Origin of the sequence: Streptomyces sp. NPDC001315 (assembly GCF_042896175.1) — a bacterium.
Taxonomy (GTDB): Bacteria; Actinomycetota; Actinomycetes; order Streptomycetales; family Streptomycetaceae; genus Streptomyces.
Map to the genome: position 1 here is coordinate 486014 of NZ_JBIAWZ010000001.1, position 16130 is coordinate 502143.

Here is a 16130-nt window from a genome sequence, read left to right on the forward strand (position 1 = left end):
TCACACATGTCGCGTGTACGCGGGTTTTGCGTCACACCCCGTCGACGGGCAAGGGCCTGCCCTCACTCTCCGTCGTTCACCGGGCACAGGCTTGGTGATCGCCAGCGCAGCGCGCGGCTCCCCCGACGGCCGCCCCCGGCCGCCGCCGCGACGCGCGCAGGGAGGTGCAACTCATGACCGACCGAAGGCTCTGGTCGTACAAGGAGATCGCGGCACACATCAAGGTGCAGCCGGACACCGTACGGTCCTACCGCAAGCACGGACTGCTGCCCCCGCCCGACCACGTGGAGAACGGCAAGCCGTACTGGTACGCCGAAACCGTCCACGCGTGGGTCGCCGCCAGACCGGGGAACCGGGGCCGGAGAGTGGACTGACCTCCGCCTTCGAAGCCCCCGGGAAAGCCCCCGGAAAACAATTCTGTGCCCCACCTCGCGTGGGGCACAGTTCGTCGTATGGATTTCTCCGTCAAACCCGTGCTCACCGGCGAGAGGGCCCTGCTGCGGCCGTTCACCGGGAGCGACGCCGATGCCATGTGGGAGATCGTCGGCGACCCCGAGGTCATCCGCTTCACCTTCCCGCCGAACAGCGAACTCACCCTCGACCGGCTGCGTTCCTGGTACGGCACCCGGGCCGAGCAGCCCGACCGGCTCGACCTCGCCGTCACCGACCGGGCCACCGGTGAAGTCGTCGGCGAGGTCGTCCTGTACGAGTACGACCCGGACGCCCGCAGTTGCACCTTCCGCACACTGATCGGCCCGCGCGGTCGCGGCCGGGGCCTCGGCACCGAGGCGACCCGGCTGATCACCGGGCACGCCTTCGAACAACTCGGTCTGCATCGCGTCCAGCTGGAGGTGTACGGCAACAACCACCGGGCCCGGCGCGTCTACGAGAAGGCCGGGTTCGTGGTGGAGGGAGTACGGCGGGAGGCCGCGTTCCGGGACGGCGAGTGGGTGGACGAGGTGCTGATGGCGGTCCTGGACCGGGAGTGGGCCGGCCACCGCGGACGGCCCGGGGACCGCTCGGTCAGCTCCACGGCTCGATGACCGTGACCCCGGCTCCCGGTGCCGTCCCCATCGCCGCGAGCGCCTCCGGCACCGCGTCCAGCGGGATGGTCGACGTCACCAGCAGGTCGGGGCGCAGGACGCCCGCGGCGACGAGCCCGAGCATCGCGGGGTAGGTGTGCGCGGCCATGCCGTGACTGCCGAGCAGTTCGAGCTCCAGGGCGATGGCGCGGGCCAGAGGGACCGGGGTCGTGCCGTCCGGTGAGGGCAGCAGGCCCACCTGGACGTGCCGGCCGCGGCGGCGCAGGGAGTTCACGGAGGCCGCGCAGGTGGCCGGGGAACCGAGGGCGTCCAGGGAGAGGTGGGCGCCGCCGCCGGTGAGCTCGCGGATCGCCTCCGCCGTGTCCGCCGTGCGCGTGGCGTCCACGCACTCCGCCGCGCCGAACTTCCGTGCCAGGTCCAGGGCCCGCGGCGATACGTCGACGGCGACGACCCGCGCCCCGGACGCGGCCGCGATCATCACCGCCGACAGGCCCACGCCGCCGCAGCCGTGCACCGCGACCCACTCGCCCGCCGCCACCCGGCCCTGCTGCACCACCGCCCGGAACGCCGTGGCGAACCGGCAGCCGAGGGAGGCCGCCGTCGCGAAGGACATCCCGTCGGGGACGGCGACGAGGTTCACGTCGGCGTGGTCCAGGGCCACGTATTGGGCGAAGGAACCCCAGTGCGTGAAGCCCGGCTGGGTCTGGCGCTCGCACACCTGCTGGTCGCCCGCCGCGCAGGCCGGGCAGGTGCCGCAGGCGCAGACGAACGGGACGGTGACCCGGTCGCCGGGGCGCCAGGCGGCCACCCGGGGGCCCACCGCCTCCACGACACCGGCGAGTTCATGGCCCGGGACGTGCGGAAGGGTGATGTCCGGGTCGTGGCCCTGCCAGCCGTGCCAGTCGCTGCGGCACAGCCCCGTGGCCGCCACCCGCACCACGACCCCGTGCTCCGCGGGCCGCGGGTCGGCCACCTCCCGCACCTCGGCCGCTTCCCCGTACCGCTCGAACACCACAGCCCGCATGCGTCCGCCCTCCCCTTCCGCCGCGCCCGAGCCCCGGAGCCGACCGCCCCGGGGATCATCGATCACCTTGGCGGAACGCTATCCGGGCGCGCCGGCTCCGTCCCGGGCCGGGGCGGACCGGGTGACCGGTCACGCCGTCGCGGCGCTCCGGGCCGACCTCCGTTGGAGAAATACCCCCTAGGGGTATAGTCTAAAGAGTGTGGCCCCCTCGTGGGCCCCGCAGGCCCCACACGCCTCGACGAGGAGTAACAACATGACCGCTGAGACCGATACCCCGGGTTCCGTGACCGCCGTCTACAAGGTGAGCGGGATGAGCTGCGGACACTGCGAGGGCTCCGTCTCCAGTGAGATCTCCGAGATCCCCGGCGTCAGCTCGGTGAAGGCCGTCGCCTCCAGCGGTGAGGTCACCGTCGTCTCGGCGGCCCCGCTGGGCGAGGAGGCCGTGCGCGCCGCCGTCGACGAGGCCGGCTTCGAGCTGGTCGGCAGGGCCTGAGCGGCCTCCCGTACACATTTCCCGACCGGGCCGTGCCGACCAGCTGATACTGGCTCCGCACGGCCCGTTCCGTTCTCTGGAGTACGGACACCATGACCAGCACCGTCACAGACACCCCGACAGACGCCCCCGGCGAGCCGGCAGCGACCGCCGCGAACTCCGCGACCTCCGAGGTCGAGCTGCTCATCGGCGGGATGACCTGCGCCTCCTGCGCGGCCCGCGTCGAGAAGAAGCTCAACCGCATGGACGGCGTCACCGCCACGGTCAACTTCGCGACGGAGAAGGCGAAGGTCACCTACCCCGCCGGGATCCAGGTCGTCGACCTGATCGCGACCGTCGTGAAGACCGGGTACACCGCCGAGGAGCCCGCGCCGCCGGAGCCCGAGCGGCAGGAGCAGGCGCCCGCGACGGATCCCGAGCTCGCGTCCCTGCGCCACCGCCTCCTCGTCTCCGCCGTCCTCGCCCTCCCCGTCGTGCTGCTCGCGATGGTCCCGGCGTGGCAGTTCGAGAACTGGCAGTGGCTCTCGCTCACACTGGCCGCCCCCGTGGCGGTCTGGGGCGGGTGGCCCTTCCACCAGGCCGCCTGGACGAACCTCCGGCACGGCGCGGCGACCATGGACACACTGGTGTCGGTCGGCACGCTGGCCGCGTTCGGCTGGTCGGTGTGGGCGCTGTTCTTCGGCGACGCGGGCATGCCGGGCATGCGGCACGGCTTCGACTTCACCCTCACCCGTACGGACGCCTCCTCGGCGCTCTACCTCGAGGTCGCCGCCGGAGTCACCGTCTTCATCCTGCTGGGCCGCTATCTGGAGGCCCGCTCCAAGCGCCGCGCCGGTGCGGCCCTGCGGGCGCTGCTGGAGCTCGGCGCGAGGGATGTGGCCGTGCTGCGAGGCGGGCGCGAGGTGCGTGTGCCGGTGGCGCAGCTGGCCGTCGGGGACCGGTTCGTCGTACGGCCCGGCGAGAAGATCGCGACCGACGGGACGGTCACCGAGGGCATGTCGGCGGTGGACGCGTCCATGCTGACGGGCGAGTCGGTGCCGGTGGACGTGGCGGCCGGGGACCCGGTGACCGGGGCGACCGTCAACGCCGGGGGCCGGCTCGTGGTCGAGGCCACCCGGGTCGGCGCCGACACCCAGCTCGCGCGGATGGCGAAGCTGGTCGAGGACGCGCAGAACGGCAAGGCCGAGGTGCAGCGGCTCGCCGACCGGATCTCCGGGATCTTCGTGCCCGTGGTGCTGCTGCTCGCGGCCCTCACCTTCGGCGGCTGGTTCGGCGCCACCGGCGACACGGCCGCCGCCTTCACCGCGGCTGTCGCCGTGCTGATCATCGCCTGCCCGTGCGCGCTGGGCCTGGCCACGCCGACCGCGCTGATGGTCGGCACCGGGCGCGGGGCGCAGCTCGGCATCCTCATCAAGGGCCCCGAGGTGCTGGAGTCCACGCGCCGCGTCGACACGGTCGTCCTGGACAAGACCGGCACCGTCACCACCGGCCGGATGACCCTCCAGGAGGTGTACGTCGCCGACGGCGCCGACGAGAAGCAGGTGCTGCGGCTCGCGGGCGCCCTGGAGCACGCCTCCGAGCACCCCGTCGCCCGGGCGATCGCCGCCGGCGCAGAGAAGCGGGCGGGGACACTGCCTGCGGCCGAGCACTTCGAGAACGTGCCCGGGCGGGGCGTACGCGGGCGTGTGGAGGGCCACGAGGTGGCCGTGGGGCGCCTCGCCGAGCTGTCCGCCGTCCTGCCGGAGGAGTTGGCCCGCGCCAAGGACGAGGCCGAGCGGGGCGGTCGTACGGCCGTCGTGGTCGGCTGGGACGGAGTGGCCCAGGGGGTGCTCACGGTCGCGGACGCGATCAAGGAGACCAGCGTCGAGGCCGTCCGGGAACTGCGCGCGCTGGGACTCACGCCGGTGCTGCTGACCGGGGACAACCGGGCGGTGGCCGAGGCCGTGGCGCACACGGTCGGGATCGACCAGGTGATCGCCGAGGTGCTGCCCGAGGACAAGGTCGACGTCGTACGGCGGCTGCAGGGCGAGGGGCGGACCGTCGCCATGGTCGGCGACGGCGTCAACGACGCGGCCGCGCTCGCCACCGCCGATCTGGGCCTGGCGATGGGGACCGGGACCGACGCGGCGATCGAGGCGGGCGACCTGACGTTGGTGCGCGGGGACCTGCGGGTGGCCGCGGACGCCATCCGGCTGTCCCGCCGGACGCTGTCCACGATCAAGGGCAACCTGGTGTGGGCCTTCGGCTACAACGTGGCCGCGCTGCCGCTGGCCGCCGCCGGGCTGCTGAACCCGATGATCGCGGGGGCGGCGATGGCCTTCTCCTCGGTGTTCGTCGTGACGAACAGCCTGCGGCTGCGGAGCTTCCGCTGACGCGCGCCGAAGTTACCCGCGGTTACCGCGAGTTCGCTGCGTCCGAAGTAAGAGTCCCTCTGGAGTACGGCGCGAGCCTCACATAAGCTCTTCACAAGGCTTGCGCATCATCCTTACGCTTGAGCTCCGATCGGCGCATCAGGGCTCTTGCGTATTTAAGGGACATACGCAAGAGACGCAGATCACAGTGACGCGAACGTAACCATCGAAGGGATTCGAAGGTCTAAGTTGGCGATGTCAGAAAGCGTCTTGGGGGGCGCCGACTGGCATCTGAGGATGTCTTGGGGGACTTCCTCAGAGATGCGTTGCCGGGGCACGTACACCGGGGAGCTTTGAGCGGCCCTCCCAGCGTGCGTTGTCCCGGCAGATCGCACACACGCAGTAGTACGGCGAGTTCTGCTCGTTCTGCTCAACAACCGCACACAGCAATACAGCGATTCAGGCGCTGTCCTCAGACGCCCGGCCGGATCCCGTGGGGGGAATCCGCACCGGGACATGGGAAGGCGCCCTGTACGCCGGCCCGTGGGGGGACCGGCGACAGGGCGCCTTCTGCTGTCTCTGGTGGCCAACCCGCTACGGGATCAGCGCGCCTCGACGGGGACGAAGTCGCGCTCGACCACACCCGTGACACCGCTGACCCGGGGGACAACCCCCGGACCCCCGGCAACGGGGCACCCAGCGAACCGATGCCCCTCCACCGAAGGCGTCAGCGCGCCTCGACGGGGACGAAGTCGCGCTCGACCACACCCGTGTAGATCTGCCGCGGGCGGCCGATGCGGGAGCCCGGCTCCTTGATCATCTCGTGCCACTGGGCGATCCAGCCCGGCAGGCGGCCGAGAGCGAACAGGACCGTGAACATCTCGGTCGGGAAGCCCATGGCGCGGTAGATCAGACCGGTGTAGAAGTCCACGTTCGGGTAGAGGTTGCGCGAGACGAAGTAGTCGTCGGAGAGCGCGTGCTCCTCCAGCTTCAGGGCGATGTCCAGCAGCTCGTCGGACTTGCCGAGGGCCGAGAGGACATCGTGCGCGGCAGCCTTGATGATCTTGGCGCGCGGGTCGAAGGACTTGTACACCCGGTGGCCGAAGCCCATCAGGCGAACGCCGTCCTCCTTGTTCTTCACCTTGCGGATGAAGGAGTCGACATCGCCGCCGTTGGCCTGGATGCCCTCGAGCATCTCCAGGACGGACTGGTTGGCGCCGCCGTGCAGCGGGCCCCACAGGGCGTTGATGCCGGCCGAGATCGACGCGAACATGTTCGCCTGCGAGGAGCCGACCAGGCGGACCGTGGACGTCGAACAGTTCTGCTCGTGGTCCGCGTGCAGGATCAGCAGCTTGTCGAGCGCGGAGACGACGACCGGGTCGAGCTCGTACTCCTGCGCCGGGACCGAGAAGGTCATGCGCAGGAAGTTCTCGACGTAACCGAGGTCGTTACGCGGGTAGACGAACGGGTGACCGATCGACTTCTTGTACGCGTACGCCGCGATCGTCGGGAGCTTGGCGAGCAGGCGGATGGTGGAGAGGCTGCGCTGCTTCTCGTCGAACGGGTTGTGGCTGTCCTGGTAGAACGTGGACAGCGCCGAAACGACCGACGACAGCATGGCCATCGGGTGGGCGTCGCGCGGGAAGCCCTTGTAGAAGTTCTTGACGTCCTCGTGCAGCAGGGTGTGCTGCGTGATCTCGTTCTTGAACGTGGAGAGCTCGTCGACGGTCGGCAGCTCGCCGTTGATCAGCAGGTAGGCCACCTCCAGGAAGGTGGAGCGCTCGGCCAGCTGCTCGATCGGGTAGCCGCGGTACCGGAGAATGCCCGCCTCGCCGTCGAGGTAGGTGATCGCGGATTTATAGGCGGCGGTGTTGCCGTAGCCGCTGTCCAGAGTCACGAGACCGGTCTGGGCCCGGAGCTTCCCGATGTCGAAGCCCTTGTCACCGACGGTGCTGTCGACCACCGGGTAGGTGTACTCGCCGTCGCCGTACCGCAGTACTACAGAGTTGTCGCTCACGTCTTCCCTCACCGACGTTGTGCCTCATCTTCGAGGTTGCCCTGACTGTCTCTACCTTCCCCCATTTGGCGCACGAGAGTGCACTCGGGGTCGACCATTGGGCTTATTGGCGGCACTCAGTGCCGCCAACTTGCTCATCCTGCCCCCTTCGTCCCGCATCCGGAAGTGCTCTGTGACCTTCGCGACTCGTTTGATCGATCATTTTTGGTGATCTGTGCCACCGATGTACGACTCGGGAGCCGGGAAGGTGCGGCTCAGGAGCCCGCGAGCCGGAAATCCAGCGCCGTGCAGCGCCGCCCCGCCGACACCGAGCGCACCGCCTGCCCGATCGCCTTGCGTGAACCCACGAGGACGACCAGCTTCTTGGCCCGGGTCACGGCTGTGTACAGCAGGTTCCGCTGGAGCATCATCCAGGCTCCGGTGGTGACGGGGATCACCACAGCGGGATATTCACTTCCCTGCGAGCGGTGAATGGTCACCGCGTACGCATGCGCCAGTTCGTCGAGTTCGTCGAATTCGTACGGAACCTCCTCGTCCTCGTCCGTGAGCACCGTGAGGCGCTGGTCGACCGGGTCGAGTGAGGTGACGACGCCCACGGTGCCGTTGAAGACGCCGTTCTCGCCCTTCTCGTAATTGTTGCGAATCTGGGTGACCTTGTCGCCGACGCGGAAGACCCGGCCGCCGAACCGCTTCTCGGGTATGTCGGGCCGGCCGGGCGTGATGGCCTGCTGGAGCAGGCCGTTGAGTGTGCCGGCGCCGGCCGGGCCGCGGTGCATGGGCGCCAGCACCTGGACGTCCCGGCGCGGGTCGAGCCCGAACTTGGCCGGAACACGACGGGCCGCCACATCCACCGTGAGCCGCCCGGCCTCCTCCGTGTCGTCCTCGACGAAGAGGAAGAAGTCCTTCAGACCGTCGGTGAGCGGGTGCTGCCCGGAGTTGATGCGGTGCGCGTTCGTCACCACGCCCGACTGCTGGGCCTGGCGGAAGACGCGGGTGAGACGAACGGCGGGGACGGGGCTGCCGTCGGCCAGGAGGTCCCTGAGGACCTCCCCCGCGCCGACGCTGGGCAGCTGGTCCACGTCTCCGACGAACAGCAGATGGGCGCCCGGGGGCACCGCCTTGACCAGCTTGTTGGCAAGGAGCAGGTCCAGCATGGACGCCTCGTCGACCACCACCAGGTCCGCGTCCAGCGGGCGGTCCCTGTCGTACGCCGCGTCGCCGCCGGGCTTGAGCTCCAGGAGGCGGTGGACGGTGGAGGCCTCGGCGCCGGTGAGCTCGGCCAGGCGCTTGGCGGCGCGGCCGGTGGGCGCGGCCAGGACGACCTTCGCACGCTTGGCCCGGGCCAGCTCCACGATCGAGCGGACCGTGAAGGACTTGCCGCAGCCGGGGCCGCCGGTGAGGACGGCGACCTTCTCGGTGAGCGCGAGCCGGACCGCGGCCTCCTGTTCGGGGGCCAGCTCGGCACCCGTACGCCCCTTGAGCCAGGCGAGCGCCTTGTCCCAGGCCACGTCGTGGAAGGCGGGCATCCGGTCGGCGTCCGTGCGCAGCAGGCGCAGCAACTGGGCGGATAGGGAGAGTTCGGCGCGGTGGAAGGGGACGAGGTAGACGGCGGTCACCGGTTCCGAGTCGCCGTCGGGTCCGGGCACCTTCTCCCGTACGACACCGGGGTCCTCGCCGTCCTGCGGGGGCGCGGCCAGCTCGGCCAGGCACTCGATGACGAGTCCGGTGTCGACCTGGAGGAGCTTGACCGCGTCGGCGATCAGCTTCTCCTCGGGCAGGTAGCAGTGGCCCTGGTCGGCGGACTGCGAAAGGGCGTACTGCAGGCCCGCCTTGACGCGGTCCGGGCTGTCGTGCGGGATGCCGACGGACTGGGCGATCTTGTCGGCGGTGAGGAAGCCGATGCCCCAGACGTCGGCGGCCAGCCGGTAGGGCTGGTTCTTCACGACGGAGATCGAGGCGTCGCCGTACTTCTTGTAGATGCGCACCGCGATCGACGTCGAGACCTCGACGGTCTGGAGGAAGAGCATGACCTCCTTGATCGCCTTCTGCTCCTCCCAGGCGTCGGCGATCTTCTTGGTGCGCTTGGGGCCGAGGCCGGGGACCTCGATGAGCCGCTTGGGCTCCTCCTCGATGATCCTCAGGGTGTCCAGGCCGAAGTGCTGGGTGATGCGGTCGGCGAAGACGGGTCCGATGCCCTTGACGAGCCCCGAGCCGAGATAGCGGCGGATGCCCTGGACGGTGGCGGGCAGGACGGTCGTGTAGTTCTCGACGGTGAACTGCTTGCCGTACTGCGGGTGGGAGCCCCATCGGCCCTCCATCCGCACGGACTCGCCGACCTGGGCGCCGAGCAGCGCGCCGACGACCGTGAGGAGGTCGCCGGCGCCACGGCCCGTGTCGACCCGGGCGACCGTGTATCCGTTCTCCTCGTTGGCGTACGTGATGCGCTCGAGCACGCCTTCCAGCGTGGCCAGTCGCCGCTCTCCCGCCTGGGCGGCCCCCGCCTGATCGGTCATGATCCGACGGTACCGCCCGGCACCGACAGACCCGCCCTGTCGGGTCTGTCAGTACCGGAGGCTCGGCACCGGAAGCCCTGGGTCAGGACTCCGCGATCGTCACGCAGGTGCCGACCACATAGCCGGTGACGCCGCTCCTCGTGACCTTCACCCAGCGCTTGCTGACGATGCCGCACTTCTCGTACGAGGAGGTGCCGTAGTACATCGTGCAGGACGCCGACGCGCTCTCACCCTTGTTGACCTGGGCGAGGGCCGTGCCGCTGGTGCTCGTCCGGTCACGGATGATCACGGTTTCGATGGCCTTCGCCGTGCACCCGGCCGCGGCCGCGTTCGTCTCGGCGACAGCGGGGCTGCCGATGACGAGCGTGGCCCCGACCAGGGCGGCGGCCGCCGTGGACGTACCCAGTATCCGACCTGCGCGCATACCTGTTTCTCCCCTGTGATTGGCGCGGGCATGCCACCCGCTGCGGACAGGGGCAGCCTAGATCACTTGAGCCCCATTCATCACAATCTGGTCTCGGGATGCGGGTGAGGGCTTGATTAACCCTCGTGTAATCGATTCCAATCCTCCTTGCACGTCGAGATGTAATCGATTCCACGAGGAGGTGGAGCGGCGATGGCGAGCATCAAGGATGTCGCTGCCGAGGCGGGCGTTTCCGTCGCCACGGTGTCGCGCGTCCTGAACGACCACCCGTCGGTCAGCGCGGACGCACGCACGCGCGTGCTGGCCGCCGTCGAGGCGCTGGGCTACCGCCCGAACGCCGTCGCCCGGTCCCTGCGCACCGATCAGACCCGCACCCTCGGCCTGGTCATCAGCGACGTACTGAACCCGTACTTCACCAAGCTGGCCCGCTCCGTCGAGGAGGAGGCCCGCGCACTGGGGTACAGCGTCATCATCGGAAACGCCGACGAGCGGCCCGAGTTGCAGGACCACCACGTACGGACCCTCCTGGACCGCCGTATCGACGGGCTGCTGGTCTCCCCCACCGACGGCGGCTCGCCGCTGATGCTGGACGCCGCGCGCGCGGGGACGCCGATGGTCTTCGTGGACCGGTGGATCCCGGGCGTGGACGTGCCCGTGGTCCGGGCGGACGGGCGAGAGGCCGTGCGCGACCTCGTGGCCCATCTGCACCGGCTGGGGCACCAGCGGCTCGCGATCATCGCGGGTCCGGCGGCGACCACGACCGGCAGCGAGCGGGTCGAGGCCTTCCGCGTGGCCCTGGCCGAGTGCGGGATTCCCCTTCCCGACGCCTACATAGGCCAGGGCGACTTCCAGGCCGAGAGCGGGCGGCGGGTCACCGAGCGTTTCCTCGACCTGCCCGAGCCGCCCGACGTCGTCTTCGCCGCGGACAACCTGATGGCACTCGGCGCGCTGGACGCCGTACGCGCGCGTGGGATGCGGATTCCCGACGACATCGCGCTCGCCGCGTTCGACGACATCCCGTGGTTCGTGCACACCGATCCGCCGATCACCGCGATCGCCCAGCCCACGGGCGACCTGGGCCGCGCCGCCGTGCGCGCGCTCGTCGACCGCATCGAGGGACGGCCCCCCGAGTCCGTCACCCTCCCCGCCCGTCTCGTCGTACGCCGCTCGTGCGGCGAGCCCTTCCCCGCACAAAGGAGCACGTCGTGAGCAACCCGGACGAGTTGCTGCGCATCGAAGGCATACGCAAAACCTTTCCGGGCGTGGTCGCGCTCGACGGCGTGGACTTCGATCTGCGCCGGGGCGAGGTGCATGTGCTGCTCGGTGAGAACGGCGCGGGCAAGAGCACGCTGATCAAGATGCTCTCCGGCGCCTACCGCCCCGATGCCGGCCGGATCCTCGTGGACGGCGAGGAGGTCCGCATCCACGGTGCGCAGGATTCCGAACGCCTCGGGATCGCCACCATCTACCAGGAGTTCAACCTCGTTCCCGATCTGACGGTCGCCGAGAACATCTTCCTGGGCCGCCAGCCGCGCCGCCTCGGGATGATCGACCGGAAGAGGATGGAGGCGGACGCCGCCGAACTCCTCGAGCGGGTCGGCGTCCACGTGTCTCCACGCGCGCGTGTGCGTGAACTCGGTATCGCGCGCCTGCAGATGGTCGAGATCGCGAAGGCGCTCAGCCTCGACACCCGCGTGCTGGTCATGGACGAGCCGACCGCCGTGCTCACCTCCGAGGAGGTCGAGAAGCTCTTCTCCATCGTGCGCAAGCTGCGCGAGGACGGCGTCGGAATCGTCTTCATCACGCACCATCTGGAGGAGATCGCCGCCCTCGGCGACCGCGTCACGGTCATCCGCGACGGCAAGAGCGTGGGCCAGGTGCCCGCCGCCACGCCCGAGGACGAACTCGTACGCCTCATGGTGGGGCGGTCGATCGAGCAGCAGTACCCGCGGGAACGGGCCGACAAGGGCGCCGCGCTGCTCACCGTCGAGGGCCTGACCCGGGACGGCGTCTTCCACGACGTGAGCTTCCAGGTGCGGGCGGGCGAGGTCGTCGGCATCGCGGGCCTGGTCGGGGCCGGTCGTACGGAGGTCGTACGGGCGGTGTTCGGCGCGGACCCGTACGACAAGGGCGCCGTGAAGGTCGCCGGCGCGGAGTTGCGCCGCCATGACGTGAACGCCGCCATGGCCGCCGGGATCGGGCTCGTCCCCGAGGACCGCAAGGGCCAGGGGCTGGTGCTGGACGCCTCCGTCGAGGAGAACCTCGGGCTCGTGACCCTGCGGTCCGCGACCCGTGGCGGGCTCGTCGACCTCAAGGGGCAGCACGAGGCGGCCGCCCGGATCGCCGGGCAGCTGGGGGTGCGGATGGCGGGCCTCGGACAGCACGTGCGCACGCTCTCCGGCGGCAACCAGCAGAAGGTCGTCATCGGCAAGTGGCTCCTGGCCGACACCAGGGTGCTGATCCTCGACGAGCCGACGCGCGGGATCGACGTCGGCGCCAAGGTCGAGATCTACCAGCTGATCAACGAGCTGACGGCCGCCGGTGCCGCCGTCCTGATGATCTCCAGCGATCTGCCCGAGGTGCTCGGTATGAGCGACCGGGTGCTGGTGATGGCCCAGGGCCGGATCGCCGGCGAGCTCTCGGCCGACGAGGCCACCCAGGACACGGTGATGGCGCTCGCCGTCAGCACCCCGACCGTCGCAGTCACGAAGGAAACGGAGGCCAGTCGTGGCCACTGACACGCTCAAGAACACAACGGGCGCGCCTGGCGCCACGGGCGGCCTGCGCCGCCTCCTGCTCGACAACGGCGCGCTGACCGCGCTCATCGTCCTCGTCATCGCGATGTCGGCGCTGTCCGGCGACTTCATGACGACCGACAACCTCCTGAACGTCGGCGTCCAGGCCGCCGTGACCGCCATCCTCGCCTTCGGCGTCACGTTCGTGATCGTCGCGGCGGGCATCGACCTCTCGGTCGGCTCGGTGGCAGCCCTGTCGGCCACCGTCCTTGCCTGGAGCGCGACCTCACAGGGCATCCCGGTCGCCGTGGCGGTCGTCCTCGCGATCGCCACCGGCATCGCGTGCGGCCTGGTCAACGGCTTCCTGATCTCGTACGGAAAGCTGCCGCCGTTCATCGCGACGCTCGCCATGCTGTCGGTGGGCCGCGGCCTGTCGCTGGTGATCTCGCAGGGCTCCCCCATCCCCTTCCCCGACTCCGTCTCGCACCTCGGCGACACGCTCGGCGGGTGGCTGCCGGTGCCGGTGCTCGTGATGGTCGTCATGGGTCTGATCACGGCGTTCGTGCTGGGCCGGACGTACATCGGCCGCTCCATGTACGCGATCGGCGGCAACGAGGAAGCGGCCCGCCTCTCCGGCCTGCGGGTGAAGCGGCAGAAGCTCGCGATCTACGCCCTCTCCGGGCTGTTCGCCGCCGCCGCGGGCATCGTGCTCGCCTCCCGGCTGTCCTCGGCGCAGCCGCAGGCCGCGCAGGGCTACGAGTTGGACGCGATCGCCGCGGTCGTCATCGGCGGCGCCTCGCTCGCCGGCGGCACGGGCAAGGCGTCCGGGACGCTGATCGGCGCGCTGATCCTGGCGGTGCTGAGGAACGGCCTCAACCTGCTCTCCGTGTCCGCCTTCTGGCAGCAGGTCGTCATCGGTGTCGTGATCGCGCTGGCGGTGCTGCTCGACACGCTGCGGCGCAAGGCGGGGGCGACCCCGGTCGCCGCCGGTGCCTCGCAGGGCGGAAAGGGCAAGCAGGCCGCGACGTACATACTCGCCGCGGTGGTCGCCGCGGCCGTCGTGGGCTCGATGTCCTTCCTGCACAACGGCTCGCCGGCGAAGAACCAGAAGATCGGCCTGTCGCTGTCGACCCTCAACAACCCGTTCTTCGTGCAGATCCGTTCCGGCGCGCAGGCCGAGGCGAAGAGGCTGGGCGTCGACCTGACGGTCACGGACGCGCAGAACGACGCCTCTCAGCAGGCCAACCAGTTGCAGAACTTCACCAGCGCGGGCCTCGGCTCGATCATCGTCAACCCGGTGGACTCGGACGCGGCGGGCCCGTCGGTGCGCTCGGCGAACAAGGCCGACATCCCCGTCGTGGGCGTCGACCGCGGGGTGAACAAGGCCGAGACGGCCGCGCTGGTCGCCTCCGACAACGTCGAGGGCGGCAAGCTGGGCGCCAAGGCGCTCGCCGAGAAGCTGGGCGGCCGGGGCACGATCGTGATCCTGCAGGGCCAGGCGGGTACGTCCGCGAGCCGTGAGCGCGGCGCGGGCTTCGCGGCCGGGCTCAAGGAGTACCCGGGCATCAAGGTCGTGGCCAAGCAGCCCGCGGACTTCGACCGCACCAAGGGCCTCGACGTGATGACGAACCTGCTGCAGGCGCACCCGGACATCGACGGTGTCTTCGCGGAGAACGACGAGATGGCGCTCGGCGCGATCAAGGCGCTCGGCTCCAAGGCCGGCACGTCGGTCCAGGTGGTCGGCTTCGACGGCACCCCGGACGGCCTGACGGCGGTCAAGAACGGCACGCTGTACGCGTCCGTGGCGCAGCAGCCCACGCAGCTCGGGAAGATCGCGGTGGACAACGCGATCCGGGCGGCCGAGGGCAAGCAGGTGGAGAAGACGGTGAAGGTGCCGGTGAAGGTGGTCACGAAGGAGAACGTGGCCGGTTTCGGCGGCTGACATCGGCGAACGGGCGGGCGATCACCACGATCGCCCGCCCCGCGTCACGTCCCACGTACGAGTCAGCACTGCACGTACGAGTCAGTACCAGAGGAGTCATCACATGTACGACTACGACCTCCTGGTCGTAGGGTCGGCCAACGCCGACCTGGTGATCGGTGTCGAGCGGCGGCCGGAGGCCGGTGAGACCGTGCTCGGCTCCGACCTGGCCGTCCACCCCGGCGGCAAGGGCGCGAACCAGGCGGTCGCCGCCGCCCGGCTCGGAGCGCGTACGGCCCTGCTGGCCCGGGTCGGCGACGACGCGTACGGCCGGCTGCTCCTCGACTCGCAGCGGGCGGCCGGGGTGGACACGGTGGGCGTGCTGGTGGGCGGGGCGCCGACGGGCGTCGCGCTGATCACGGTGGACCCGTCGGGCGACAACAGCATCGTCGTGTCACCGGGTGCGAACGGGAAGCTCGCACCGGCGGACGTCCGGGCCGCGGCCGGCCTGTTCCAGGCCTCGCGGGTGGTGTCGACGCAGCTGGAGATCCCGCTGGAGACGGTCGTGGAGGCCGTACGGAGCCTGGCGCCGGGCAGCCGTTTCGTCCTGAACCCCTCCCCTCCCCGTCCGCTGCCCGCCGAGGTGCTCGCCGCCTGCGATCCGCTGATCGTCAACGAGCACGAGGCGAAGGTGATCCTGGGCGGGGCGCGCGTGAGCGGCGAGCCGGAGGACTGGGCACGGAGCCTGCTCGCCGAGGGGCCGAGGTCGGTGGTCGTGACGCTGGGCGCGGAGGGCGCGCTGGTGGCGTCGGCGGAGGGCGGTGTCGAGCGGGTGGCGCCGGTGAAGGTGGACGCCGTCGACACGACGGGCGCGGGTGACTCGTTCACGGCGGCGCTGGCGTGGAAGCTGGGCACGGGGGCCTCCCTGGCCGAGGCCGCGGCATACGCGGCACGGGTCGGGGCCGTGGCGGTCACCCGGCGGGGAGCGCAGGAGTCGTTCCCGACGGCGGAGGAGGTCGACGCGCTGTGAAGAAGGCCGGGATCCTCAATCGTCATCTCTCCGGAGCGCTGGCCGAGTTGGGGCACGGGGACGGGTTGCTGGTGTGCGACGCGGGCATGCCGATACCGGACGGGCCGCGGGTGGTCGACCTCGCCTTCCGGGCGGGGGTGCCGTCCTTCGCGGAGGTGGTGGACGGGCTGCTCGCCGAGCTGGTGGTGGAGGGGGCCACAGCGGCGGAGGAGGTGCGGGAGGCGAATCCGGCGGCCGCGGAGCTGCTGGAGGAGCACTTCGCCGAGCTGACCTTCGTCACGCACGAGAAGCTGAAAGAACTGTCGGCGGGGGCGCGGCTGGTGGTACGGACCGGGGAGGCACGACCGTACGCGAATGTGCTCCTGCGGTGCGGGGTGTTCTTCTGAGTCACCCTCCTCTTGCCAGCTGACCTGCGAAAACGCTTCGAGGGGCCCGGTCCGTCGACCGGGCCCCTCGGCTTGCCCCCTCCAACTGTCAGAACCCCCGCGATCCCCCCGGATCCCCCTCCAGAAGTCCTGATGCCCTGTACGACACGCAAGGGCCGGGGAGGGTTGCACGCCTTCCAGGAAAATTCTGGCG

General features: G+C 70.5%; 13 protein-coding genes. 9 read left to right on the top strand and 4 right to left on the bottom strand.

Annotation, left to right across the window (positions count from 1 at the left end; translation table 11 throughout):
• Nucleotides 1-173 precede the first annotated feature (173 nt).
• Nucleotides 174-374: a helix-turn-helix transcriptional regulator gene (locus ACFY16_RS02110; protein WP_390645142.1), complete on the top strand. Its 201-nt coding sequence runs from the start codon at nucleotides 174-176 to the stop codon at nucleotides 372-374.
• A gap of 78 nt (nucleotides 375-452) precedes the next feature.
• The gene (locus ACFY16_RS02115; protein WP_390645143.1) at nucleotides 453-1043 is read left to right on the top strand and encodes a GNAT family N-acetyltransferase; all 591 of its coding nucleotides are present in this window, start codon (nucleotides 453-455) and stop codon (nucleotides 1041-1043) included.
• Here ACFY16_RS02115 and ACFY16_RS02120 read toward each other — a convergent pair.
• On the bottom strand, nucleotides 1024-2067 hold the full coding sequence (locus ACFY16_RS02120) for a zinc-dependent alcohol dehydrogenase family protein (protein WP_390645144.1): 1044 nt from the start codon (nucleotides 2065-2067) through the stop codon (nucleotides 1024-1026). The two genes, ACFY16_RS02115 and ACFY16_RS02120, sit on opposite strands and share 20 nt — an antisense overlap.
• A gap of 253 nt (nucleotides 2068-2320) precedes the next feature.
• On the opposite strand from ACFY16_RS02120, the gene ACFY16_RS02125 reads away from it, so the two are divergent.
• Together ACFY16_RS02125 and ACFY16_RS02130 are read left to right on the top strand one after the other, a co-directional pair.
• On the top strand, nucleotides 2321-2560 hold the full coding sequence (locus ACFY16_RS02125) for a heavy-metal-associated domain-containing protein (protein WP_390645145.1): 240 nt from the start codon (nucleotides 2321-2323) through the stop codon (nucleotides 2558-2560).
• 92 nt (nucleotides 2561-2652) lie between these two features.
• Complete coding sequence (locus ACFY16_RS02130) at nucleotides 2653-4932, top strand: heavy metal translocating P-type ATPase (RefSeq protein ID WP_390645146.1); 2280 nt, start codon at nucleotides 2653-2655, stop codon at nucleotides 4930-4932.
• 706 nt (nucleotides 4933-5638) lie between these two features.
• On the opposite strand, the gene ACFY16_RS02135 is transcribed toward ACFY16_RS02130, so the two are convergent.
• The 3 genes from ACFY16_RS02135 to ACFY16_RS02145 all read right to left on the bottom strand — a co-directional run bounded on the left by ACFY16_RS02135 (nucleotide 5639) and on the right by ACFY16_RS02145 (nucleotide 9865).
• Nucleotides 5639-6928, bottom strand: coding sequence for a citrate synthase (locus tag ACFY16_RS02135; protein WP_390645147.1), 1290 nt, complete (start codon nucleotides 6926-6928; stop codon nucleotides 5639-5641).
• A gap of 254 nt (nucleotides 6929-7182) precedes the next feature.
• Nucleotides 7183-9441: an ATP-dependent RecD-like DNA helicase gene (locus ACFY16_RS02140; protein WP_390645148.1), complete on the bottom strand. Its 2259-nt coding sequence runs from the start codon at nucleotides 9439-9441 to the stop codon at nucleotides 7183-7185.
• An 82-nt stretch (nucleotides 9442-9523) separates the two neighbouring features.
• Nucleotides 9524-9865 carry a hypothetical protein gene (locus ACFY16_RS02145; protein ID WP_390645149.1) on the bottom strand — a complete coding sequence of 114 codons (342 nt, stop codon included), beginning with the start codon at nucleotides 9863-9865 and terminating at the stop codon, nucleotides 9524-9526.
• A 192-nt stretch (nucleotides 9866-10057) separates the two neighbouring features.
• On the opposite strand from ACFY16_RS02145, the gene ACFY16_RS02150 reads away from it, so the two are divergent.
• The 5 genes from ACFY16_RS02150 (at nucleotide 10058) to rbsD (ending at nucleotide 15937) form a co-directional block, all read left to right on the top strand.
• Nucleotides 10058-11074, top strand: coding sequence for a LacI family DNA-binding transcriptional regulator (locus ACFY16_RS02150; RefSeq protein ID WP_390645150.1), 1017 nt, complete (start codon nucleotides 10058-10060; stop codon nucleotides 11072-11074).
• On the top strand, nucleotides 11071-12603 hold the full coding sequence (locus ACFY16_RS02155) for a sugar ABC transporter ATP-binding protein (protein ID WP_390645151.1): 1533 nt from the start codon (nucleotides 11071-11073) through the stop codon (nucleotides 12601-12603). The genes ACFY16_RS02150 and ACFY16_RS02155 overlap by 4 nt, the downstream gene beginning before the upstream one ends.
• On the top strand, nucleotides 12593-14542 hold the full coding sequence (locus ACFY16_RS02160) for a substrate-binding domain-containing protein (RefSeq protein WP_390645152.1): 1950 nt from the start codon (nucleotides 12593-12595) through the stop codon (nucleotides 14540-14542). The genes ACFY16_RS02155 and ACFY16_RS02160 overlap by 11 nt, the downstream gene beginning before the upstream one ends.
• Before the next feature lie 103 nt (nucleotides 14543-14645).
• Complete coding sequence (locus ACFY16_RS02165) at nucleotides 14646-15551, top strand: ribokinase (protein ID WP_390645153.1); 906 nt, start codon at nucleotides 14646-14648, stop codon at nucleotides 15549-15551.
• Nucleotides 15548-15937 (top strand): D-ribose pyranase, encoded by a 390-nt coding sequence (rbsD, locus tag ACFY16_RS02170; protein WP_390645154.1) that lies wholly within the window; start codon nucleotides 15548-15550, stop codon nucleotides 15935-15937. The genes ACFY16_RS02165 and rbsD overlap by 4 nt, the downstream gene beginning before the upstream one ends.
• Nucleotides 15938-16130: the final 193 nt, after the last annotated feature.